The following is a 22,096-nucleotide window of genomic DNA, read 5'->3' on the forward strand; positions in this document are numbered from 1 at the left end:
CTCCGGAGCCGTCGTGTCACCACCACCACCACCACAACCGCTCAGCAGAGGTCTCGTGTTGGAAGCCGCGATCCGAGTCGCGGATCGCGGCGGCGTGGAGGCGATCACAATGCGACGGGTGGCGCAGGAACTGGGCGTGGAGGCGATGTCGCTCTACCACCACGTACCGAACAAGGAGGCGATTCTCGACGGCGTGGTCGACATGGTGTTCGCGGCGATCAAGCTACCCAGTGTCGAGTGCGACGATTGGCGCGACGCGATCCGTGCGCGCGCTTCCTCTGCACGTGCGGTCCTGTCGCAGCACAGCTGGGCTCTCGGCCTCATGGACTCCCGTCGCAACCCGGGGCCGGCGACGCTACGCCACCACGACGCCGCCCTCGGTGTCCTCCGGGAAGCGGGGTTCACGCTGCCGATGGCCGCGCACGCTGTCTCGCTCATCGACAGCTACATCGGCGGGTTCGTCCTCCAGGAGGCGAACCTGCCGGTGACGACGCCGGACGATGTCGAGGAAGTGGCCGGCAGCATCCTCGAGCACCTGCCGGCGGACGAGTTGCCGTACCTCACAGAGATGATCGTCGACCACGCCCTGCGGCCGGGCTACGACCACACGAGCGAGTTCAGCTACGGCCTGGACCTGATTCTGGATGCGCTCGAAGCTCGCCGGAGGTAACTCCCTCCGCCCCGAGATCACGTGGAGTGGCGAGAGGAATATCAGGTAGAGCTTCGGGTGGGCGCAATCCCCACACCGTGATCCACCTATCCGACCCCGCGCGGAACCGCTTGCGTCCTGATCTCTCGTGTGCTGTCGACCCACCGCGTAGCGGGAGCGGGCCGGCGACGGAAGGGCAGGCTCGGACGGTTACTCGGTGCTGTGCACCAGGGCAGCCGACGGCATCCGGGAGGTGGGCGCGTTCAGCGAGCCGGAACAGTGGCGATTCGACTGGGAGCGGTCCTACACCCGGGACGAGTGGCTGGACCAGCTGCCCACGACGGGCGGCCACACCCAGCTCCCGCCGGCCACGCTGGAAGAGGTCCTGGCGGGCATTACTGCTCGAAGACCGGTCCATGGCCTCATTCCTGGGGCGGAGATGAGTGATGACCAGCGGGGCTAATGTTGAGCCCATGGTCGAGCGGCGTCCCTTGATCGTGCGCAGGCTCCGGCCAGGCCACTGGGTGGCCGTCGACGCGGTCGCCGCCGTCGTGCTCGCCACCGCCTTCGGCGCGGCGGCCTGGCTGGCGGCGCAGTACGCCACGATCCCGCTGATCGCCGTCGCCTGCCTGCCGCTCGCGGTGCGGCGGCTGTGGCCGGTGCCGGTGTTCCTGGTGGTCCTGGCGGCGACGGCGGTCGCGCCGCTCACCGGGTGGGCGGAGGCGTACCCGGTGCTGGCGGTGGCCTTGCACGCCGTCGCTCTCCTCGAACCGCGGCGGCCCGCGGCGGTCGCGTTGTCAGCCGCCCTGACGCTCACCGCGGCGGGTCAGGCCGTCGCCTCGGCCTCGTGGGCCTCGGCGCTGTCGGCGTGCGGTTTCGCCTGGTTGGTGCTCGGTCTCGCCTGGACCGTCGGCGTCGCGGTCCGGGAGCAGCGCGCGCACGCGGCGCGTGCGGTCGTCCAGTCCGCCCAGGCCGCGGCCACGGCGGAGCGGCTGCGGATGGCTCGCGAGGTGCACGACATCGTCGCGCACAGCATGAGCCTGATCTCCATGCGCGCCGGCATCGCCAACCATGTCGCCGACACCCACCCGGCCGAGGCGCGCGAAGCGCTCACGCTCATCGAGGACACCAGCAGGAACGCACAGGCCGACCTACGGCGGCTGCTCGGCCTGCTCCGCGACGACCCGGCCGACCGCGAGACGTCCTACGGGCTGGCCGCGCTACCCGGGCTCGTCGCCGGAGCCGCCTCGGCCGAGGTGGACGTGGACCTGTACGTCGAGCCTGGCCTGACCATCACCGACGGGCTCGCCTTCGTCGTCTACCGCCTGGTCCAGGAGTCGCTCACCAACGTGATCAAGCACGCGGGCCCCACGCGCTGCCGCGTCGCCGTCAGCACGTACGGCCGACGGGAACTCGTGGTCGAGGTGATCGACAACGGTAGGGGAGAGGCGCCCGGCTGGAGCGACGGTCACGGCTTGGCCGGAATGAGAGAGCGGGTGACCATGTACGGCGGAACCTTCTCAGCGGGCCCGGAGCCCGGCGGCGGCTTCGCCGTGCGTGCTCGGTTGCCCTGGAAAGGCGAGCGGTGAGCGTGTCCACGGTGCTGGTCGCCGACGACCAGGCGCTCCTGCGGGCCGGGCTGCGCATGCTCATCGACTCGGCGCCCGACCTGGCGGCCGTGGGCGAGGCGGCTACCGGGCGGGAGGCGGTGGAGCTCGCCGGCCGCCTCCGCCCCGACCTCGTGCTCATGGACGTACGGATGCCCGACCTCGACGGGATCAAGGCCACCGAGCTGATAAGGACCGACCCGGCCACCGCCGCGGTCAAGGTGGTGATGCTCACCACCTTCGACCTCGACGAGTACGTCTACGCCGCGTTGCGCGCGGGCGCCAGCGGATTCCTGCTGAAGGACACCAGGCCGGGCGACCTGCTGACGGCGTTGCGGGTGGTGGCGGATGGCCAAGCCCTGCTGGCTCCCTCCATCACCATGCGGCTCATCGAGGAGTTCGCCAGGCGCGAGCCGGCCGGTGTCCCCGGGGCGTTGGCGGCCAGGCTCGCCCAGGTCTCCGCCCGGGAGCGGGAGGTGCTCGTGCTGGTGGCCAGGGGGCTGACCAACCCGCGGATCGCCGAGCGGCTCGGCCTTGGCCTGGCCACCGTCAAGACGCACATCCGCAGCCTGCTGGCCAAGCTCGACGTCCACGACCGGGCCCAGTTGGTCATCGCCGCCTATGAGAGCGGAGTGGTCACGGCCGGTTCAGCGCCGGTAGCCGACCTCGGGGAAGGCGGGTGACGGCCCGTCCAGCAGCGGCTCCTTCTGCTCGCGCAGGTGCAGGTCGAAGAAGGCCAGCGGGTACGCTTTCTGGAAGGCCAGCGCCCGCTCGGCCGGGATCGTGCCGACGACCTCCTCCACCTCGGCCTTGCTGAGGCCCAGCAGTTTGGCCGCCATCGGGATCAGGAGGACGTCGTCGCCGAAGGAGTTGTGGGCCGCCCCCTTGAGTGTGAGGTTGAGCCGCCAGCCGCGCAGGCCGTCCCAGAACGTGCGCAACGCCGGATTGGTCGACATTCCGCCCTTTCCTTCGGTGTCGACCATCAGGTAGGGCCGGTCGAGCCCCGACTGCGCCACCTTGCCGAACACGGCGCCGTCCAGGCCCAGCCCGGCCCTGATGCGTTTGTCGGCGTACATCGCCGAGGAGGTCGCCGCACCGCCGAGCGAGTGGCCGAACATGCCGATCCGCTGGAGATCGAAGACGTGTGCCCTGTCCAGCGTAGGCAGCTGGTCCAGGACGAACCGCACGTCCGCCACCCGGACCTCGACCGCCTTGGCGAAGTCGGTCACCTCGGGCCCGGTCTCCACCCTGCCATCGGGGAACTCGACCACCGCCGCGTCGTAGGTGTGGTCGATGGTGACCACCACGTAGCCTCGGCTGGCCAGTTCCTCCACGACGCCGGTGCCGTACGCGCGTGAGGCGTTGGCGCCGGGGGAGTAAAGGATCACCGGCAATCTGCCGAGGCCCTGGTCGATGGGGGCGCCCTCGTGACCGTCGGTCGTGTCCAGCAGAACGGAACCCTGCTCCAGCCCGTTGTCCTCCAGGTACCGGTCGGCGGCCGCCTTGGGCAGCCAAGGAGCGACCTTGTGGTTCCGCACATCCTTCGCCGGATACCACAGGCTGACCATCAGCTCACGCTTGCCGCCCGCCTTGGTCCAGGGGTTCTGGCGCGACTGGTCGACCAGGTGTACGGACACGGTTCCCACGGGATGCGGCCCCGTCGGTGAGGGGATCATCAGGCGCTGCGCCTGTACGGCCGTCGGGGCGCCACAGGAGGAGATCGGCAGGACCAGCGCGAACGCCAGAAGGAGAGCTCGTTTCATACCTTTCACGATGTCGGCCACGACCGGCCGCGGCCTCGGTCGCCGGCACGACCTTCCGCTCAACCCGGGAAGGTAGCGCCCGAGTCCGACTCCACCCCCGGAGCTAGTTCCGGGCCCGGGTTCGCGCGACGGGATGCGAAGTATGGACGTCGCCCCGGGTCGGCCTGGAACTAGCTCCAGGGAGCCGCCACCTACTTGATCGGGTCCTCGGCCGGGGCCAGCTCAAGTTCTGGGCGCGTGGTGGGGACCTCGATGGCTTGGTGGTCGCTGCCGGTCTTGAGCTCGGGGATGTACTTGTAGATGGTGGAGCGGCTGACGCCGAACAGGCGGGCGATGGAGGCGATGGTCGCGTCGGGCTGGGTGAGCAGGGCGCGGGCGTGCCGGATCTGTTCGGCGGTCATCGCGGGGGGCCGGCCGAGTTGCCGGCCGCTGGCGCGGGCGGCGGCCAGGCCCTCGTGGTGGGCCTGTATCTCGCGCAGCGGGGCCTCACCGATGGGCACGCGTCGAACGCTGCCCGCACCCTCTCGAGTCGTCTGGCCTTAAGTGATAGGTCGCCACCCTCCGCTGCTGGGCGGCGTGCCGCTGACGGCGTCGAAATGTCAGATCCGTTTGTCCGGCTCGGAGACCGATTCCATGGTGACGGCCTCGATGCCCTTCAGCTCCTGCGCCTCGTCCTCGCCCGTGGAGATGATCAGGGTGTGCGGGAGGAGCACCACGGCGGTGGTGCCGCCGTACGGCGAGCGGCGCAGCGTGACCTTGACGTCGTGCCGGTCGGCCAGCTGGCTCACCACGAACAGGCCGAGCCGGTCGCTGTCGGCCAGGTCGAACTCCGGCGGGTTGGCCAGGCGGCGGTTGACCTCCGCGCGGTCCTCGTCGGTCATCCCGAGGCCGCGGTCCTCGATCTCGACGGCGAAGCCCCGGCCCACCAGCTCGCCCCTGATCATGACCCGCGTGCTCGGCGGGGAGAAGACCGTGGCGTTCTCGACCAGCTCGGCCAGCATGTGGATCACGTCGGCCACGGCCGTGCCCACCAGCGAGGCGTCGGTCATCGGGGGCACGGTGACGCGCGTGTAGTCCTCGACCTCGGCCACGGCCCCCCGTACGACGTCGTGCATCGGCACGGGCCTGCGCCAGGCCCGGCCGGCGGGCGCGCCGGACAGGATGATCAGGCCCTCGGCCTGGCGGCGCATGCGCGTGGTGAGGTGGTCGAGCCTGAACAGGTCCGCGAGGGCGTCGGGCGCGCTGGTCTTGCGCTGCATGGAGTCGAGCTGGGTGAGCTGGCGGTGGAGCAGCGACTGGTTGCGCCTGGCCAGGTTGCGGAAGACCAGGCTGACGCCCTTGCGGAGGTCCGCCTGGCCGACCGCGGCCTCGACGGCGGTCCGCCGCACGGTCGAGAACGCCTGGGCGAGGTCCTGCACCTCCAGCGTGGTGCCGGTGACGGGGATCGGCGGCGCCTCGCTCTCGACGTCCACGGCCTCGCTGTCGCGCAGCTTGGCCACCACCCTCGGGAGCCGCACGTCGGCCAGGTCCAGGGCCGAGCTGCGCAGGTCGGTCAGCTCCTGGGCGAGCCCGCGGCCGAGGCGCGCGGACAGGATCACGGCCAGCAGGATCGCGATGAGGCCGAGGCCGCCCGCGATGACGATCTGCGCGATGATTCCCGAGGCGGCGGCGTCGGTGCGGGCGTTGAGCAGGTTGGCGCGGCTGACGCCGAGCTGGTCGACCCGCGACCCGAGCTGGTCGGCGAGCGGCTGCCAGGCGGCGGACTGCTCCGGGCGCCCGCCCCGCGCGATCACCTGGTTCTCCATGGTGGTGAACCGCTTGTAGTCGGCCGAGGAGAGCAGCTCGTCGTACGGCCGCCGCAGCTCCGCGTCGAGCGCCTGCAGGCCCCTGCCGAGCAGCAGCCTGCGTCCCGCGACCATCTCGGCGAACGCGCGCTGCTCCTCGGCGTTCAGCGAGCCCTGCAGGATGGCCCCGGAGAGCAGGGCGTCCTCCTGGGACAGCAGCTCGCGGGAGCGCACGACCGTCTGCAGGCCCGCCGCCTTGCGGTAGAGCGTCAGCTCGGGCACTGTGACGAGCTGGTCGTACATCTGGTAGAGCGAGTCCTGGATCTCGGTGTACTCCACGATCGCCTGGAGCCTGCTGGTCGCGCGGGCGTCGACGTCCTCGCGGATCACGTTGAGCCTGTCGAGCCGGCGCTCCAGCTCCGTGAGGCTCTGGACCACCTCGGGGCCGGTGGCCGACCGTCCCTCCAGCGAGGTGGCGCGCTGGTGGAACAGCACCACGGCCCGGTCGGTCTCGTCGCGCGCGGCGGACAGGCGCCCGCCGTCGGGGGCGGTGCCGCTCAGGTAGATGGCCGACAGCTGGCGCTCGTGCTGCACGTGGCCGGCGACGACGGCGGCGGGGCTCGCCACCTGCTCGAACACCGTCACGGCCCGGCGGAGGTCGAAGAAGTCGCCCACGATGTGCCCGGTGATAAACATCCAGAGCACGATAAGCGCGACAATCGGCAGGCTGAGCAGTGAATATAACTTAAAGCGAATAGTGCGGTTCTGAAGGGCCATGTCTCCGCGCCTAGCGTGAGGCCTATAAAATCGTAATATCGCGCTTGATTTCGTGAAGATCGCTGCGAGGCTAGCACCCACGGTGACCCTCCGGGACCGAGTTCACGAGGTGCACGCGACCCGCGTGGTCATCGCCCGTGACCGTGGCCACGCAGCGCCCCGGCCCGTCCTCGATCAGGCACAGATACGGGTCCCGCTCGCCGGGGTCGACGTCGAACACGGCGAAGTCGCACCGCGTCCCCGCGGCGAGGGAGCCGATGCGGCCGGGCCCGGTGTCCAGGCCGAGCGCGCGGGCCCCGCCGACGGTGGCCGCCTCGACGAGCCTGCGGGACAGGTCCGGTGCCCGGTACCCCTGCTCCAGAGCCAGCGCGCGGAGCAGGCGTACGTCCTCGAGCAGGTCGAGCGACGGCGAGGAGGCCAGCGAGTCGGTGCCGACGGCGATCGCGCCGCCCTCCTCCAGCAGCGCCGCCACCGGTGGCCCGTCGAGGCCGAGGGTGCGGTTCGACCTCGGGCACAGCGCGACGCTCACCCCGCGCTCGCGCAGCAGCGCCCGTTCCTCCGCGTCCAGGTGGACGCCGTGGGCGATGTGGCAGTGCGGCCCGAGCAGGCCGAGCGCGTCGAGGAAGGCGACCGGCCCCTGACCGGTGCCGCCCGCGCGCAGGATCTCGAAGTCGAACCCCAGCTCGCGGACCAGATGAGCGATCGGCCCTGTGCCGGAGACCGTGTACTCCCGCTCGTGCGCCGACTCCAGCAGGTGGATGTGCTGGCGCAGCCCGAACCCGCGGGCCAGCACCGCGAGGTCGGCGAGCACGCCGGTGTCCAGGGTGTACGGGGCGTGCGGCGAGAGCCCGACGGCGCCCGTGCCCGCGGCGCCCAGCTCGCGGACCGTCGAGGTCAGGTGGTGGCGCCCGGTCTCCGCCCAGCTCGCGTCGGTGTCGCCGAGCACCTCCAGGTAGGAGATGCCGGCGAGGCCCGCCTGGGCGAGTACGGGCATCGCCTCCACGTCGGTCACCACGTCGGCCACCGCCGTGGTGCCGTGGCGCAGCGCCAGGAGCGCCCCCTCCCGCGCGCTCCCCGCCCAGTCCGCCCCCGCGGACGAGAAGTAGACCGCGTCGAAGGCGTTCGACCACTCCTCGAACGTGTCGTAGACCCGCCTGCCGACCTCCGCCATGCCCGTGAACTGCAGGTGGGTGTGGGCGTTGACCAGCCCCGCCACGACGACCCCGGGCCAGCGGAGCTCCTCCGCGCCGGGGTGGGCGGCGAGGATCTCCCTGCGGGGCCCGACCTCCAGCACCCTGCCGCGCAGCACGGCCATCGCGCCGTCGCGGATCGGCGGGCGGGACACCGGCATGACCAGCGGCGCCGAGTGGATCACGGCACCCATACGGTCTCCGTCAGCCCGAGGATCTTGGCGGCGACCAGCACGGCGGCCATGGCGGCGAAGCCGCCGAGCACCAGGTAGTCGGCGCGGTCGAAGGCCAGCTCCCGCATCCAGGTGCGGTGCCTGCCGCCGAACCCCCGCAGGTCCATGGCGTTCACGGTGTCCTCCGCGTCGATCAGTGCGTTCACCGTCACGGGCACGACGACGGGCTTCAGCGTGATCAGCCTCTTCACGGGGTTGCGGGTGCGGCTGTGCTCGTACCCCCTGAGCCGTTGCGCGTCCACGGTCTCCTGCAGGCTCGCCCACGTCGAGGGCAGGAACCGGAAGGTCAGGTCGATGCCGTAGGCGAGCCGCTGGGACAGCCCGAGCCGCGCGAACGCCACCCCGAGGTCCGAGGGCGCGATGTTGAACGCCACGGGGAACCCGACCATGGCCAGGGAGATGTAGCGCACGAGCAGGGTGGCCGCGTACGACAGGGTCGCCCAGGTGACGGCGGTGTGGGTGACGGGGACGGTGAAAAGGACCTCGGCGTTCCCGCCGGAACGGGTGTCCGCCGAGGTCAGGATGCTGTTCGCCACGACCAGAGCCGTGGTGAAGGTCAGCATGAACGCCCAGTTGGCCCGCACCTCGCGCCACGGGATCCCCGCGGCGCGGTAGTACGCGAGGGCGGCCGCGGTGCACAGCAGCACGGGCCTGAGGTCGTCGATCCCCGCCACGGCCACGAGATAGAGCACGGGAACGAGCAGGAGCACGCGCGGATCGCGACGGCTCAGGAACGAACCCGCGCCCAGGTAGCGCGGCGTGACGTCCACCCGGTTACCGTCCGGTCCGCTTGGACAGCGGCTCCCAGATGGCGTCCAGGGCGGGGGTCAGGATGACGACGGCGATGCCGTCGGCGATGAGCGCGGGGATGTAATTGACGGTGAAGAAGGTGTTGAAGCCGATGCCCTGCACCCAGATGTCCGTGATCACGAAGAGCAGGCCGATGGCGGTGGCGACCAGGGCTCCGAGAGCGGTCACCACCAGGCGCACGGCCTCGTTGGCGATCGGCGGCAGGTAGGCGAAGATGAGCCCGGCGACGGCGCCGACGAGGCCGTTGGCGACGCTCCAGTTCCAGTACTGCAGGCCATAGCCGGAGATCAGGTCGATGATGGCGTTACCGACCAAGCCGACGAAGAATCCCGCGATCACGCCGAAGCGCTTGCCGAAGAACGGCACCAGCGCGAAGGCGGGGCGGACGGTGACGCTCTGCGTGCCGGGGATGAGGAAGCTGAACAGGCCGAGTACGGCGTAGAGCGCCGCGCCGACCGCGCCGAACACGACCGTGCGCGACGAGATGGCTAAGACGGGCTCTCGCGGGGCGGTTGCGTCTGTGCTCATGAGGGGGTGGTTCCTTCCTGGGGGGATGGGTTGGAACGTGGGTGGTGCGAAAGGCCGCGGGCGAGGTCGAACGGGTGGGGGATCGAGCTCGCGTCGGGCAGGTGCTCGCGCACCGCCCGGACCAGGCTGGTGGCCTGGAGCCCCGCGCGCGACCACACGCCCTCGGCGCGGGCCAGCTCGGCGGGGGAGGCGTCGGCGACCACGCGGCCCTCGTCCACGACGACGACGCGGTCGGCGTAGGTGAGGGCGAGGTCGACGTCGTGGGTGATGAAGTAGACGCTCTCCACGGTTTCGGCGGCCAGGGCGTGGCCGATGAACGCGGTGGTCGTGTGGAGGTCCTGCCCGGCGGTGGGCTCGTCGAGGATCAGCGTGCGGGGGCGCATGGCCAGGGCGAGCGCCACGGTGAGGCGGCGCTGCTGGCCGTACGACAGCGTGCGCGGCGGCCGGTCCATGATGTCCTTCTCGCCGTCGAGGAGCACCGCCCGCAGGACCTTCTCCGACTCCTCGGCGATCTCGCCGGGGCTCCACCCGAGGTTGCGCGGGCCGAACGCCAGCTCCTGGCCGACGGTGGCGCTGAAGAGCGCCTGCCCGGGGTTCTGGAAGACGTAGCCGAAGGTGGTCGCCAGGCTCGCGATCGACCGGTCGGCGACGGGGGAGCCGTCCACCAGGACCTCGCCCCGCGAGGCGGCGATCAGCAGCACGGCGGCGCGCAGCAGCGTGGACTTGCCCGCCCCGTTGGGCCCGAGCACCGCCACCCGCTCGGACGGACCGAGGGCGAGGTCGGTGCCCGCGAGCACCGTGCGCTTGCCGTACCCGAGGCTGACGTCCCGGTACTCCAGCCTCGGGACATCGCCGGCGGCCACGCGGCGGGCCGGCGCGGTGACGGCGGGCAGCTCGGCGGCGCGGGCCACCAGGGTGGCGAACGGCAGCTTGACGTGCCCGACCGGCGCGACCTGGAGGAACCCCTCGACCGGCCCCTGGTAGCGGGTCGCGCCCTCCTCCAGGTAGAGCACCTCGGCCGGCTCGAACTCCAGGATCTCCTCGACCCGGTGCTCGACCACGACGGCGGCGCCCCCGTCGTCGACGAACCTGCGGACCTCGCGCATGAGGCGCAGGCTCGCCGCCGGGTCCAGGTTGGCCAGCGGCTCGTCCACGACGACGACCTTCGGGCGCATCACCAGCACCCCGGCGAAGGCGACCATCTGCAGCTCCCCGCCGCTGAGCCCGGCGGTGGCGCGGTCGAGCAGGTGGGTGATCCCGACGCGGTCCGCCACCTCGGCCGTGCGCCGCCTGATCTCCTCTCGGGGCAGGCCGAGGTTCTCGGGGCCGAAGGCGATCTCGGCCGCCACGGTGGTGCCGACGATCTGTTTGCGCGGGTCCTGCAGCATCGTGCCGACGACCGTGGAGATGTCGCGGATCGTCCGTCCGGTGACCGGCCGCCCGCCCACCAGCACCTCGCCGGTCACCTCGGCGCGGTAGGCGTGCGGGATCAGGCCGTTGACCAGGCGCAGCAGCGTGCTCTTGCCGCATCCGGACGGCCCGCTCACCAGTGTGAGGTCGCCTGGGTTCACGGTGAGGGAGGTCGCGCCGAGTGCGGCCTGCCCGGTGGAAAGGTAGCGGACGCTCGCGTCACGGACCTCGATGAGCGCGGTCATGACGGGATCACCCTTCTCCTTTCCGACGTGTCGCGGGCGGCGCGGAGCTGTCCGACGTGGCGCGGATGGGAGCTCGTACCGGATCTTTGTCCAGAGGAGATTAAAGGGTAGATCTTTGCCTAAGCGCAATTGCTGGTGAAAGGCTGTGTTTTGAGCGGTCTGGCCGAATTATGTGCTTTCGGTTAGCTCAATTACGGTCAGATGAAGCCGGTTGGGGTGCGCGGTTACGCGGGTGTTTCGGACCGCGAACGTGAATTTCCCGCGAACGGTGGCCGAGCGGTGGCACCCATCGCGCCGGCCGAGCGCGCGATCACCGCTTGTCTGCTTGAATCGGGTCAGATGACGCGCCATGCCCTCGGAGGACGCCCATGTCCCGGCCACCGCGGTCGCTCGATCGGCGAAGCCATCCGAACGCCGCCCGCAGGCCCGGGCACGGGTCAGGCCGGAGGAGCGGAGCCCCCGGGCCCCGGCGAGGCCTGCTCGTCCGCCTGGCGCCGCCGATGGCCGGGATCGGCGCGGCGGTCGCCAGTGTGCTGGCCACCTCGCTCGACGTGTGGGACCTGCCCGTCCAGGCGAAGATCGCCGTCACCGTGCTGGCGGCGCTGCTCGTGGGGCTGCTGACCTGGGCCACCACCGGCTCGCCCTCGCAGGGGACGGCGCCCGGCCAGGACGCCGCGGGGACGGAGGCGCCGGCGCAGCTTCCCCCGGTGATCGAGCACTTCACCGGGCGCGGCGACTCGCTCGCGGGGCTGCGCCGCGCGTTCGCCGAGCGCCGTACGGTCCGCAAGGGCGTGCCGGCCGCGCCGCTCACGATGTCGATCTACGGTCCCGGCGGTGTGGGCAAGTCGGCGCTGGCGACCCGCTTCGCGCACGAGATCAAGGACGCCTACCCCGACGGCCAGCTGTACTTCGACCTGCGCGGCACGGACCTGCCCGTACGGCCCGAGGAGGTGCTGCTGGGGTTCCTGCGGGCGCTCGGGGTGCGGCTCACCACGGACTCGGCGGCATGCGCGAGCTGCAGAAGCTCTGGTGGACCTGGACCCGGGGCTGCCGGATCCTGATATTTCTGGACAACGCGGAGCGGGGGGACCAGGTCAGGGACCTGATCCCTCCCGAGTCCGGATGCGCGGTGATCATCACCTCCCGCCAGCCGCTCTTCCTGCTCAACGCCTACGACCGCCAGCTCTCGGTCTTCACCGAGGCCCAGGGGGTGGAGCTGCTCGCGCGGCTCTCGGGCGACGACCGCGTCGCCGCCGACCTCGAATCGGCCCAGCAGATCGTCCGCATGTCCGGCCTCCTCCCCCTGGCGATCAGCATCTGCGGCGGCCGCCTGCGCACCAGGGACAGCTGGACGCTGGCCGGCTTCGCCGAGCGCCTGAGCGACGAGCGCCGCAGGCTCGACCAGCTGGAGGTCGCCCCCAAGATCGACCTCAGCGTGCGGGCGTCCCTCCAGCTCGGGTACGACACCTGCACCGACATCCAGCGGCGCCTGCTCCGCCTGCTCGGGGTGCTGACCGCCCCTGACATGCCCGGCTGGGTGGCGGGCGACCTTCTCGGGGTCTCGGCCATGGACGGCGAGGACCAGCTTGAGGCGCTCGTCGACGCCCAGCTCGTCGAGTTCATCCCTCAGGAGGGCGGCCCCGGCGCGGGCACGCCGACCCGTTACCGGCTCCATGACCTCGTGCGCCTCTACGCCCGCGAGCGCGCCATGATCGAGGAGAGCGACGAGGCGCGGCGCGCGGCCGTCGAGCGCGTGCTGGCCGGCTACCGCCGGGGGGCGGAGGCGGCGGCGATGGCCCGCTGGCCCCAGGACTGGCGGCGGCGGGGCAGCCATCGCCAGGCGGGGCCGCCCGCCCTGCCCGGCGGCCAGGCGCCCCCCGCCGAGTGGTTCAACACCGAGCGGCTCGCCCTGCTCGCCGCCGTCCACCAGGCCCGCACGCTGGAGATGTGGGAGCCCGCCTGGGGGCTCGGCCGGGCCTTCTGCTCCCTGTGCCACTCGCTGCGCGCCTACTGGCCCGACTGGCGGGTGGTCGCGGAGACGGGGTACGAGGCCGCCGTCCAGATGGGCGACGCCCGTGCGCTCGGCATCGCCCTGCTGGAACGGGCGGCGGTCCTCGGCGGCCAGGGGAACCGCTCCGGCGCGCTGCGCGACGCCGAACGGGCCCTGTCGATCTTCACCGAGCTGGAGGAGATGTGGTGGATGGCCCGCGCGCTGCGCTCGGTGGGCATGACCCTGTTCAGCGAGGGCGGTCTCGACCGGAGCGAGACGTACCTGATCGACGCGATCGCGGCGTTCAAGGCCGAGGGCGACCCCTGGTGGTCGGCGCGCACGCAGCGCAACCTGGCCGAGCTGTGGCTGTCGCAGCGCCGGCCGCGCGAGGCCAGGGTCCTGCTGGAGGAGGCGCTCGCCGTCTTCCAGGCGGAGGGCAACCGCTACTCGGAGGCGCAGACCCAGCGGGTGCTCGGTGAGGTGCTGGCGGCCGAGGCCCGTGCCCTGGACGCCGAGGGGGCCTCGGAGGACGCCGAGCGCAAGTACATCCTGGCGGGCAACGCCCTGAGGTTCGCGACCAAGGCCTTCCACGACAGGAACGAGGAGTGGGAGGAGGCCCGCTGCCTGCGCACGGCGGGGGAGATCGGCGACCCCCAGAACGGCCTGCGGGAGTACGCGTCGGTCGTCGAGGCCAAGGAGACGCTCGACCGGCTCGGCGACTCCTGGGGGGTGGCGCGCAGCGAGGTCTCCGAGGGCAGGGCGCTGGCCCGCCTCGGCAGGACCGACCGTGCCGTGGCGGCGCTGCGCCGGGCCGTGAGCGGCTTCGAGGGCCTGGCCGACCGCTGGTGGCAGGCGAGGAGCCTCCGCACGCTCGCGGAGACGCTGGCCGACGCGGGCCGCCCGGGCGAGGCGGTCGAGCCGATCACCCGGGCGCTGGAGCTGTACCGCAGCCTGGGCAACGAGGCGGGGATGACCCGTGCCCAGAACGTGCTGGAGCGGGTGACCAGGGCCTGACCCGGCACCGCGCCCCGGAGGGCGCTAGGCGGCGGTGAGCGGGGTGTGGGAGATCAGGTGGTCCCCGGCTCGCCTGGCCTCGTCGAGGCTCCGGTGGAAGACGCGCTCCACCTCCCGCGCCTGCCCGCCAAGCCCGTCGATGTGCGGAGCCGCCAGCCGGTCCTCCGCGGTGCCGGCGAGCAGCCGCTCGTAGTCGGGGGTGCGCTCCCGTAGCACCTCCAGCCGCCGATGGGCCCGGTAGACGGCGTCGGCGCGCCGCACCTCGCGGGCGTACTCCTCAAGGGTCGCGACGCGTGCCGCGAGCGACCGGAGCGCCCGGTCGAGCGCGTCGTCGTAGGGGGTGAAGATCGCGGCCACGTCGTCGGGCAGGTCGCGCGGCACGATCTTCTCGTGCTCCGCCCGCGTGCGGGTGAGGTCGGCCAGTCGCTCGCCGAGCCGCCAGACCTCGGCCGGGAGGGTGACCGCGTTGTCGATCGAGTCCAGCAGGCCGGCGGCGTGGACCTCGGACTCCAGCACGTCGCCGGTCGCCGCCTGGGCGCGGGCCAGCAGGTCGCGGCAGCCCTCGTCGAGGTCCTCGGGAAGGATGAACCGGGCGGAGTGCTCGGCTGCCACCCGCAGGCGCCTGCGCGCGTCCCGCCGCTCCGGGTCGGCGGCCAGCGCCCGGGCGCCGGCCAGTCCCGTGGCTACGGCCGCCAGCGTGAACATGCCCCAGGGACCGGTCAGCACCCAGGCGGCGATCAGGGAGACCGTGACGGCGACGACGGCGGCCGGGCTTGGACCCGCGGACGGCGGGACGGCTCCGGCGCGTACGGCTTGGAGCGCCCCGGGGCTGGTGCGGAGGGTCCGCGCGACGCCGGGCGGCAGCGAGGGGTCGAGAACGAGCGTCGGGACGGGCGTCCGTGGGTCCACATGACCTCCTTGGGGGAAGGCGGCCGGGCGGCCGGAGCCGATGAGGGCTCGGTCCTTTACATCACGTATGGGCGGGCGTCACGGTGGCAGACGCCACGCGATGGACATGTTCTTTTGCCACTGTGCCCTTACCGCCTTCTTCGCGCGGACATATAGCGCATATAGGGTTGGAAGTGATGAATGAACTAACGAGGTGGATAACTCTTGACGGCGCCGTGAACGTGCGAGACCTCGGCGGTCTTCCCACGGTCGACGGCGAGACGACGACATTCGGGCGGGTGCTGCGCTCGGACAACCTCCAGGGCCTGACGGACGCCGACGTGGAGAGGCTCGTCGGTGAGCTGAAACTGCGCGACGTGGTCGACCTGCGCTCCAACGCCGAGGTCTCCCTCGAAGGCCCGGGCCCGCTCACCAGGGTGCCGGAGGTCGGCATCCATCACCTGACCCTGTTCGCGGAGGGCGGCCGGCACACCGACGTCGAGGCCGACACCGGGAACGCCCCCGCGACCCGCATCGACGCCGACCGGGTGCTGCCCTGGCAGGGCAGGCGCGAGAGCGACGCCGCCGAGGTCAGGGTCCTCGGCTTCTACTACGCCTACCTCCGCGACCGCCCCGACTCGGTGCTCGCCGCGCTGCGGGTGCTGGCGTACGGCGACGGCGCGTGCGTCGTGCACTGCGCCGCGGGCAAGGACCGCACCGGGGTGGTGTGCGCCCTGGCGCTCTCGGTGGCCGGAGTCGAGCGCGAGGCGATCGTGGCCGACTACACCGCGACGGGCGACCGGCTGGAGCGGATCCTCGCCCGGCTGCGCGCCAGCGACACCTACCGGGACGATCTCGACGCGCAGCCCGCCGAGAACCACCTGCCGCGCCGGGAGTTCATGGAGAACTTCCTGCGCGCGCTCGACGAGAGGCACGGAGGGCCGCTCGGCTGGCTCGCCGAGCAGGGCTGGACGGCCGAGGACGCGGCCGCGCTCCGCTCCCGCCTGCTCGGCTGAACCCAGCCCGGCCTGATCGGGCCGATCAGGCCGGGCCACGGCTCACGACAGTGCGGGCCGGAGCCCTGGCGCTACGCCGGGCCGGGTGAGCCGGAGTCCCGCGCGAGCGGGACGACCCGCCGCTCGGCCGCCGAGGTGCGCGCGGCGTGCAGCACGGCCAGCGCGGCCGACACCTCCACCGGATCGACCGGCGGCGGGGCGCCGTCCCTGAGCGCGGCCACCACGCCGGCGTAGAACTCCTGGTAGGCCCCGGGCTCGGTCTCCACAGGACGGCCGTCGCCGTCGGCGCCCAGCACGCCCCACCGCTCGGGCTCCTCGGCGCCCCACCCGGGACCGCCCGGGCGCTCGCCCGCCCGCAGCCGCTCCTCCTGGGGGTCCAGGCCCCACTTGACGTACGCCGCCCGGGACCCGAGCACGCGGAACCTCGGCCCGAGCTGGGCGGCCACCGCGCTCATCCACAGATGCGACCGGGCGCCGCTCGCGTGGGTCAGCGCGATGAACGCGTCGTCGTCCGCCTCCACCCCGGCCCGCCGGACGTCGGTCTCCGCGTACACGTCGGTCACCGGGCCGAGGTACCGCAGGGCCTGGTCGACCAGGTGGCTTCCCAGGTCGTACAGCAGGCCGCCCAGCTCGTCCGGGCCGCCGTTCTCCCGCCAGCCGCCCTTGGGCACGGGCCGCCAGCGCTCGAACCGCGACTCGAAGCGGTGGACCTCGCCGAGGTCGAGCTTGCACAGCGTGCGGAAGTCGCCGTCCCAGCGGCGGTTCTGGAACACCGTCAGCATCAGGCCGCGCTCGCGCGCCAGCCGTACGAGGTCGAGGGCCTCGGCGGCGGTGGCGGCCAGGGGCTTGTCCACCACGACGGGCAGCCCCGCCGACAGCGCCTGCGTGGCGAGCGGGACGTGCGTGCGGTTCGGCGAGGCGACCACCACGAGGTCGAGATCGAGCCCGAGCAGGCTCTCGGCCGAGGGGACCACCCGGGCGCCCGGGTGATCGCGGCCGACGCGGGCCGCCCGCTCCGGATCCCGCGTCACGACGGCGACGAGCCGCAGGCCGGGTGTGGCGGCGATCAGCGGGGCGTGGAAGAACTCCCCGGCCGGGCCGTACCCGGCCAGGCCTACCTTGATCATGAGTCGCGCTCGTCGCGCTCGGCGAGGAAGCGCTCGAACTGCGCGGCGAGCTCGTCGCCCGTCGGCATGGGAGTGGTCTCGGCCATGAGGTTCTCGCGCTCGGCGCCCGCAGTGAACGCGTCGTACTGCTGCTCAAGGCCCTGGATCGCCGTGGACAGCTCGGCCGAGGCGATGATCTGCTCCTCTATCTCGGCCGTGGTCTTCTCGGCGGCGTCCTTCAGCGCCGCCAGGGGGAACACCAGCCCGGTGCTGCGCGTGACCGCCTCGAGCGCCGTCACCGCCGCCCTTGGGTACTCCGCCTGGGCGAGGTAGTGGGGAACGTGCACGGCGTAGCCCAGCGCGTCGTGGCCCCGCGCTCCGAGCCGCAGCTCGATCAGGGCGGCGGCGCTGCCCGGCACCTGGATCTTGCCGAACGGGCTGCCGGGCCCGCTCACGAGCTCGGGCCTCGTGCCGTGGGCGGTCACGCCGAGCGGGCGGGTGTGCGGCGCGGCCATGGGGATGCCGTGCATGGTCACCAGCTTGCCGATGTTCAGCCGGGTGACCAGCGTGCCGATCGCCTCGGTGAACAGCTCCCACTCGCGGTCGGGCTCCGGGCCGCTCATCACCAGGAACGGCGTGCCCGTCGCGTCGTTGGCGAGGTGGACGGCGAGCTCGGGGGCCTCGCAGTCGACCCAGCGGTCGGTGTCGAAGGTCATCAGAGGCCGCCGCGACCGGTAGTCGAGGAGGCGGTCGACGTCGAACGTCGCCACGACCCGGTGCTCCAGTTCGGCGAGCAGGTGGCCGATGGCGAGCCTTCCGGCTCCTCCGGCGTCCACGAAACCCTCAAAGTGGTAGAGCAGCACCGGATCGGTCAGCTCAGGGACATCACCGCTGAGCCGGTAGAGATCCGTCGGGTCGAACACCTTGGGTCCCAGCCTTTCTTTCGTCTCTCAAGAGAGAACCTATGGGATGTCCTGGGGATTCCGCCGCGCGAGTCGCCCGCTACCCGGGGTTCGGCCCCGGGCACCCAGGCGGTGCACAATGGAGGGCGTGCGGGAGGACGCGGAGGTCGAGGAGCTCGCCACCCGGCTGTTCCAGCTGGCCAGGGCGGGGCGCACCGAGCAGCTGTGCGCCTATGTCGACGCGGGGGTGCCGTCGAACCTCACCAACGACAAGGGTGACACCCTGCTGATGCTGGCCGCCTACCACGGCCACGCCGAGACGGTGCGGGCGCTGGCGTCGCGGGGGGCCGATCCCGGGCGCGTCAACGACCGCGGGCAGACCCCGCTCGCGGGCGCGGTCTTCAAGAAGGAGCCCGAGGTGGTGCGGGCACTGCTCGACGCCGGGGCCGACCCCGCCGCGGGCACGCCCTCCGCGGTCGACACCGCCCAGATGTTCGGACACGCCGAATTCCTGAAATGGTTCGAGCACAAACTTAAATAGCACCCGCAACCGGGGATGTTGCGTTGTAGTTATACGGAGTTTTTGTTGCCATGATGTGGAGATGGCTGATTTAGCGCCGTCCAGGCTTCTTCTTCCTCCTTTGTCGTGTCCGTTCCCCAGCCTTATCAGCCCGTACGCCGACCAGGTCAACGAGGAGACCTTCTCCTGGCTGGTCGCCAGCCACATGATCGACGACCCGGCGGAGCTGGACCGCTACCGCGAGGCCTGCTACGGCAGGCTGGGCGCCCGCACCTACCCCTACGCGGGCAACGACATGCTCCGGCTGGTCACCGACTGGTGCGTGTGGCTGTTCGCCTTCGACGACGCGTTCTGCGAGTCCGACCGCCGGGCAGCCGAGATCGCCCGCGCGCTGCCGCAGCTGCTCGCCGTGCTCGACGACCTCGACCCCGCGGACGCCGCGTACGTGGAGAACCCGTTCGCGCGCGCGATGCTCGACATCAAGGCCCGCGTCAGTGCGGCGGCGGACGCCGACCAGCTCGACCGCTGGCGGTCGGTCACCAAGGACTACCTGTTCGCCCAGGTGTGGGAGGCGGCCAACCGCGAGGACGCCGTGGTCCCGACCTACGGCGACTACATCTTCATGCGGCGCAGGACCGGAGCCATGCTGACGGTCTTCGCGCTGATCGACGTCGCCACCGGGTGTCCGCTGACCCCCGGCGAGTGGCGCCACCCGGACGTACGGGCGATCACCGAGAGCGCCAACGACGTGGTGGTGTGGGACAACGACCTCCTCTCGTATCCCAAGGAGCGCACCGGGGTGAACTCCGGCAACAACCTCGTCAGCGTGCTGGCCAGACACCGGCACCGGTCGATCCAGCACGCGATGAACCAGATCGGCAGGATGCGCGACGACGCGGTCCAGCGGATGGTGGACCTGCGCTCGGCGCTCGAAGGGCTCGACTCCGAGGCCGTGGCGGCGTACATCAGGGGCCTGGAGCACTGGATCAGCGGCAGCATCGCCTACTCGCTGACGAGCAGCAGGTACACCAGGGCCTGGCAGGGCGCGTCGGCGCAGCGTGTCATGCGCCACCAGGGCGGCTGACCCGGCGCCCCGGTCACCTGGCCGGACCGGCCCCGGCCAGGGGCCGCCCGGCTAGGCGACGGGCGCGTCGCTCGGGTCGATCTCGCCCATGGCGTAGCTGACGGCCTCCTCGAAGCTCATCTTGGAGCCCTGCTGGTAGACGTCGAGGTAGGAATCCTCCCCCAGAACGCGCTTGCACTCCTTGACGCACTGCTCGTGCTCGGTGCTGAAGAACGGCGAGCCGAACTGCGGCAGCCCGAAGAGCTGCCAGTTGGCCTGCGCCGCGCCGAGGATGCGCGCCGCCCGCGCGGGGTCGCCCTTGTCGACGGCGAGCTGGGACAGCGTCTCCATCGCCAGCACGGCGCCCAGCACGTCGTGGAAGTGGCGCTTGATCCGCAGGGACTCCTGCGCGCTCAGCACGGCGTCGTCGGTGCGGCCGGTCATGCGCTCGATGTCGGACGTCGCCCAGACGGCGTAGGAGCGCAGCCAGAGCTCCCCGCGCTCGGCGCACAACTGGCGGCAGTCGCGGAGCAGCGACTCGGCCTCGGTCAGCTCGTCCTGCTGGGTGAGCACGACCGCGAGCTCGACGATCGCGGGCAGCAGCCCAGGGTTCAGCTCGCGCCCGCTGCGGTGGAACTCGATCGCCACACCGAGCAGGGCCGTCGCCTTGTGCAGGTCGCCCTGGAGGAAGGCGGCGGTGCCCTGCATCTTGGTCGCCAGGATCACCGCGATCGAGTCGCCCACGCGGACCGCGTCGGTGGCGCACTTCTCGGCCGCGTCCAGCGCGCCCTCGGTGTCGCCCTGGGCGCTGCGGACGTACGCGAGCACCCACAGCGCCTTGCAGCGCTCCTTGCTCGGCTGGGGGCAGTTGTGCAGGGCCCGCTCCAGGTAGAGGCGGCCTTCGCGGGCGAACCCGCAGGCGACCCACATGAACCACAGCGAGGACAGCAGCTCGAGGCCCGTGCGCGCCTCGCGGGGGTCGTGGAGGCAGTAGTCGAGCGCCGCGCGGATGTTGTCGTGCTCCTGGCGCATGCGGCCGAACCAGTAGACCTGCCGTGGCCCCGACCAGGCGTGCTCACCCCGCTCGGCGAGCTGGAGGTAGTAGTCGCGGTGGCGGCGCCGGACCCACTCGGTCTCCTCCAGCTTGTCCAGCCACTCCTTGCCGTAGCCGCGCAGGGTGTCGATGAGCCGGTAGCGCACGCCGGCGCGCTCGTTGCCGCTCAGCAGGATGGACTTCTCCACCAGGCCGGTGATGAGCTCCATGATGTTCTCGGCGGGGAGGTTCTCGCTGGCGCAGACATAGCGGGCGGCCTCCAGCTCGAAGTCGCCCGAGAAGATCGACAGGCGGGCCCACAGCAGCCGCTCGGCGGGCTCGCAGAGCTCGTGGCTCCACCCGATGGCCGCGCGCAGGGTCTGGTGGCGGGGCAGCGCCGTGCGGCTCGCGCCCGCGAGCAGGCTGAAGCGGTCGGTCAGCAGCGCCAGGATCTGCTCCACCGACAGCGCCCGCAGGCGGACGGAGGCGAGCTCGATCGCCAGCGGGATGCCGTCGAGCCGCCGGCACAGCTCGGAGACCGCCGTGATGTTGTCCTCGTCCACCGAGAAGGAGGGGACGACGGCGGACGCGCGCTCGGCGAAGAGCTGGACGGACTCGTTGACGAACGGGCTCTCCACGTCGTCGTCGCCCGGCACCTGCAGGGGCGCGATGGGGATCGACTGCTCGCCCTGCACGCCGAGGGACTGCCTGCTGGTCGCCAGCACCCGCACGCGCTCGGCGCTGCGCAGGAGCTGGTCGACGAGCTCGGCGCACGCCCCGCGCAGGTGCTCGCACGAGTCGATCACAAGGAGGGCGTCGCGCCGGCCCAGCCACTCGGTGAGGGCCTCGGCCTCGGGCCTCGCCGACTGGTCGGCGATGCCGAGCGCCGCGCTGACGGCGTGCTGGACCATGGTGGGATCTTGCAGCCGGGACAGGTCGACGTACCAGACGCCGTCGGGGAAGTGCGAGCCGACCTGGTGGGCGACGCGCAGGGCGGTGCGGGACTTGCCGACCCCGCCGATGCCCGTCACGGTGACCAGGCGGGAGCCGTGGAGGCGCTGCCTGATGGTCGCGAGCAGCCGGTCTCTACCGACGAAGCTGGTGAGCTCCGCGGGGAGATTTCCCTCTCTGCGCCATCCTGCCGGCGTTGCCATGGGCCGCCTCACGGGGGTCGTTCCGGCGTGCTACCTGCCTCCGCATCGTACCTGTGCGGGGCGTTACCTGTCCCTGTGCCGCCGATGTACGCCTGAGATGTGGGCTCCTGGGGTGACTGCTCCGGGGACCACACCTGACATCACTTTTGAGGGGTGACAGGGGAGATCTTGGTGCGTGGAATGATCGGCCGCCCCGGCGGCCACGTAGCATTGTGCCGTGACTGTGCGAGAGCCGGATGACCTGCGTCCGGTGGACCTCTCCGACGAGGGGCTGCCGGTTCTGCCCGACCAGACGAGCGACGACACCGACACGGGCTGGGGCGAGTGGCGCTCCCCGTCCGACGACGACGTGTCCTGGCTGCTGGAGGAGCGCCCCCCGCACTGGGACTGAGGTCGGGGGGAGCGGCGTTTCGG

21 protein-coding genes are annotated in these 22,096 nt (G+C 71.9%); 10 read left to right on the forward strand and 11 right to left on the reverse strand.

Translation table 11 applies throughout. The annotated features are described in order from the left end of the window. Positions 1-58: 58 nt before the first annotated feature. The 4 genes from ACOZ38_RS11605 (at position 59) to ACOZ38_RS11620 (ending at position 2,939) form a co-directional block, all read left to right on the forward strand. A complete protein-coding gene (locus ACOZ38_RS11605) occupies positions 59-670 on the forward strand; it encodes a TetR/AcrR family transcriptional regulator (protein ID WP_424530286.1) in 612 nt (203 codons plus the stop codon). Positions 671-866: 196 nt separating this feature from the next. Next, a complete protein-coding gene (locus tag ACOZ38_RS11610; RefSeq protein WP_424530287.1) occupies positions 867-1,112 on the forward strand; it encodes a hypothetical protein in 246 nt (81 codons plus the stop codon). 10 nt (positions 1,113-1,122) lie between these two features. Continuing rightward, entirely contained in the window at positions 1,123-2,238 is a 1,116-nt protein-coding gene (locus ACOZ38_RS11615; protein ID WP_424530289.1) for a sensor histidine kinase, read from the forward strand. A gap of 2 nt (positions 2,239-2,240) precedes the next feature. Then, on the forward strand, positions 2,241-2,939 hold the full coding sequence (locus tag ACOZ38_RS11620) for a response regulator (protein WP_424536986.1): 699 nt from the start codon (positions 2,241-2,243) through the stop codon (positions 2,937-2,939). Here the strand turns inward: ACOZ38_RS11620 and ACOZ38_RS11625 are convergent. The 7 genes from ACOZ38_RS11625 to ACOZ38_RS11655 form a co-directional block, all read right to left on the reverse strand. Further along, positions 2,904-4,019 (reverse strand): alpha/beta hydrolase family protein, encoded by a 1,116-nt coding sequence (locus ACOZ38_RS11625; RefSeq protein WP_424530290.1) that lies wholly within the window; start codon positions 4,017-4,019, stop codon positions 2,904-2,906. The two genes, ACOZ38_RS11620 and ACOZ38_RS11625, sit on opposite strands and share 36 nt — an antisense overlap. 191 nt (positions 4,020-4,210) lie before the next feature. Next, positions 4,211-4,519 (reverse strand): helix-turn-helix domain-containing protein, encoded by a 309-nt coding sequence (locus ACOZ38_RS11630; RefSeq protein WP_424530291.1) that lies wholly within the window; start codon positions 4,517-4,519, stop codon positions 4,211-4,213. A 99-nt stretch (positions 4,520-4,618) separates the two neighbouring features. After that, positions 4,619-6,499 (reverse strand): nitrate- and nitrite sensing domain-containing protein, encoded by a 1,881-nt coding sequence (locus tag ACOZ38_RS11635; protein ID WP_424530293.1) that lies wholly within the window; start codon positions 6,497-6,499, stop codon positions 4,619-4,621. A 151-nt stretch (positions 6,500-6,650) separates the two neighbouring features. Next, positions 6,651-7,964: an amidohydrolase family protein gene (locus ACOZ38_RS11640; RefSeq protein WP_424530294.1), complete on the reverse strand. Its 1,314-nt coding sequence runs from the start codon at positions 7,962-7,964 to the stop codon at positions 6,651-6,653. Beyond that, on the reverse strand, positions 7,952-8,773 hold the full coding sequence (locus ACOZ38_RS11645) for an energy-coupling factor transporter transmembrane component T family protein (RefSeq protein WP_424530296.1): 822 nt from the start codon (positions 8,771-8,773) through the stop codon (positions 7,952-7,954). The genes ACOZ38_RS11640 and ACOZ38_RS11645 overlap by 13 nt, the downstream gene beginning before the upstream one ends. 4 nt (positions 8,774-8,777) lie before the next feature. Continuing rightward, positions 8,778-9,341: an ECF transporter S component gene (locus ACOZ38_RS11650; RefSeq protein ID WP_424530298.1), complete on the reverse strand. Its 564-nt coding sequence runs from the start codon at positions 9,339-9,341 to the stop codon at positions 8,778-8,780. Beyond that, a complete protein-coding gene (locus tag ACOZ38_RS11655; protein ID WP_424530300.1) occupies positions 9,338-10,996 on the reverse strand; it encodes an ABC transporter ATP-binding protein in 1,659 nt (552 codons plus the stop codon). Before ACOZ38_RS11655 ends, ACOZ38_RS11650 begins: the two co-directional genes overlap by 4 nt. Positions 10,997-11,496: 500 nt before the next feature. Here ACOZ38_RS11655 and ACOZ38_RS11660 point away from each other — a divergent pair, with 500 nt between their 5' ends. After that, positions 11,497-12,057, forward strand: coding sequence for a hypothetical protein (locus ACOZ38_RS11660; protein WP_424530301.1), 561 nt, complete (start codon positions 11,497-11,499; stop codon positions 12,055-12,057). Continuing rightward, a complete protein-coding gene (locus tag ACOZ38_RS11665) occupies positions 12,003-14,000 on the forward strand; it encodes a tetratricopeptide repeat protein (protein ID WP_424530303.1) in 1,998 nt (665 codons plus the stop codon). The genes ACOZ38_RS11660 and ACOZ38_RS11665 overlap by 55 nt, the downstream gene beginning before the upstream one ends. A 24-nt stretch (positions 14,001-14,024) precedes the next feature. On the opposite strand, the gene ACOZ38_RS11670 is transcribed toward ACOZ38_RS11665, so the two are convergent. Next, on the reverse strand, positions 14,025-14,909 hold the full coding sequence (locus tag ACOZ38_RS11670; RefSeq protein ID WP_424530304.1) for a hypothetical protein: 885 nt from the start codon (positions 14,907-14,909) through the stop codon (positions 14,025-14,027). Positions 14,910-15,085: 176 nt separating this feature from the next. Between ACOZ38_RS11670 and ACOZ38_RS11675 the strand changes: the two genes are divergently transcribed. Beyond that, positions 15,086-15,904: a tyrosine-protein phosphatase gene (locus ACOZ38_RS11675; protein WP_424530306.1), complete on the forward strand. Its 819-nt coding sequence runs from the start codon at positions 15,086-15,088 to the stop codon at positions 15,902-15,904. 71 nt (positions 15,905-15,975) lie between these two features. Here ACOZ38_RS11675 and ACOZ38_RS11680 read toward each other — a convergent pair whose 3' ends face one another. Together ACOZ38_RS11680 and ACOZ38_RS11685 are read right to left on the reverse strand one after the other, a co-directional pair. After that, positions 15,976-17,031 carry a Gfo/Idh/MocA family oxidoreductase gene (locus ACOZ38_RS11680; RefSeq protein WP_424530308.1) on the reverse strand — a complete coding sequence of 352 codons (1,056 nt, stop codon included), beginning with the start codon at positions 17,029-17,031 and terminating at the stop codon, positions 15,976-15,978. Beyond that, positions 17,028-17,933, reverse strand: coding sequence for a proteasome assembly chaperone family protein (locus tag ACOZ38_RS11685; protein WP_424530310.1), 906 nt, complete (start codon positions 17,931-17,933; stop codon positions 17,028-17,030). Before ACOZ38_RS11685 ends, ACOZ38_RS11680 begins: the two co-directional genes overlap by 4 nt. 118 nt (positions 17,934-18,051) lie before the next feature. Between ACOZ38_RS11685 and ACOZ38_RS11690 the strand changes: the two genes are divergently transcribed. After that, positions 18,052-18,453 (forward strand): ankyrin repeat domain-containing protein, encoded by a 402-nt coding sequence (locus ACOZ38_RS11690; protein WP_405146236.1) that lies wholly within the window; start codon positions 18,052-18,054, stop codon positions 18,451-18,453. Positions 18,454-18,553: 100 nt separating this feature from the next. Next, positions 18,554-19,516, forward strand: a complete 963-nt coding sequence (locus tag ACOZ38_RS11695) for a 4-epi-cubebol synthase (protein WP_424530311.1) — start codon at positions 18,554-18,556, stop codon at positions 19,514-19,516. Between the two features lie 51 nt (positions 19,517-19,567). Here the strand turns inward: ACOZ38_RS11695 and ACOZ38_RS11700 are convergent, their stop codons facing one another. Continuing rightward, positions 19,568-21,682: an ATP-binding protein gene (locus ACOZ38_RS11700; RefSeq protein ID WP_424530313.1), complete on the reverse strand. Its 2,115-nt coding sequence runs from the start codon at positions 21,680-21,682 to the stop codon at positions 19,568-19,570. Positions 21,683-21,899: 217 nt separating this feature from the next. Between ACOZ38_RS11700 and ACOZ38_RS11705 the strand changes: the two genes are divergently transcribed. Continuing rightward, complete coding sequence (locus ACOZ38_RS11705) at positions 21,900-22,073, forward strand: hypothetical protein (protein ID WP_405146242.1); 174 nt, start codon at positions 21,900-21,902, stop codon at positions 22,071-22,073. Positions 22,074-22,096: the final 23 nt, after the last annotated feature.

This window comes from Sphaerisporangium viridialbum (assembly GCF_049674955.1).
In the GTDB taxonomy this organism is placed as follows: domain Bacteria; phylum Actinomycetota; class Actinomycetes; order Streptosporangiales; family Streptosporangiaceae; genus Sphaerisporangium; species Sphaerisporangium viridialbum.

Coding starts and splice junctions, on each gene's coding strand:
- ACOZ38_RS11675 (WP_424530306.1), top strand. CDS start 15,086: ATGAATGAACTAACGAGGTGGATAACTCTTGACGGCGCCGTGAACGTG.
- ACOZ38_RS11690 (WP_405146236.1), top strand. CDS start 18,052: ATGGAGGGCGTGCGGGAGGACGCGGAGGTCGAGGAGCTCGCCACCCGG.
- ACOZ38_RS11655 (WP_424530300.1), bottom strand. CDS start 10,996: ATGACCGCGCTCATCGAGGTCCGTGACGCGAGCGTCCGCTACCTTTCC.
- ACOZ38_RS11680 (WP_424530308.1), bottom strand. CDS start 17,031: ATGATCAAGGTAGGCCTGGCCGGGTACGGCCCGGCCGGGGAGTTCTTC.
- ACOZ38_RS11615 (WP_424530289.1), top strand. CDS start 1,123: ATGGTCGAGCGGCGTCCCTTGATCGTGCGCAGGCTCCGGCCAGGCCAC.
- ACOZ38_RS11635 (WP_424530293.1), bottom strand. CDS start 6,499: ATGTTTATCACCGGGCACATCGTGGGCGACTTCTTCGACCTCCGCCGG.
- ACOZ38_RS11665 (WP_424530303.1), top strand. CDS start 12,003: ATGCGCGAGCTGCAGAAGCTCTGGTGGACCTGGACCCGGGGCTGCCGG.
- ACOZ38_RS11660 (WP_424530301.1), top strand. CDS start 11,497: ATGGCCGGGATCGGCGCGGCGGTCGCCAGTGTGCTGGCCACCTCGCTC.
- ACOZ38_RS11700 (WP_424530313.1), bottom strand. CDS start 21,682: ATGGCAACGCCGGCAGGATGGCGCAGAGAGGGAAATCTCCCCGCGGAG.
- ACOZ38_RS11650 (WP_424530298.1), bottom strand. CDS start 9,341: ATGAGCACAGACGCAACCGCCCCGCGAGAGCCCGTCTTAGCCATCTCG.
- ACOZ38_RS11640 (WP_424530294.1), bottom strand. CDS start 7,964: ATGGGTGCCGTGATCCACTCGGCGCCGCTGGTCATGCCGGTGTCCCGC.
- ACOZ38_RS11625 (WP_424530290.1), bottom strand. CDS start 4,019: ATGAAACGAGCTCTCCTTCTGGCGTTCGCGCTGGTCCTGCCGATCTCC.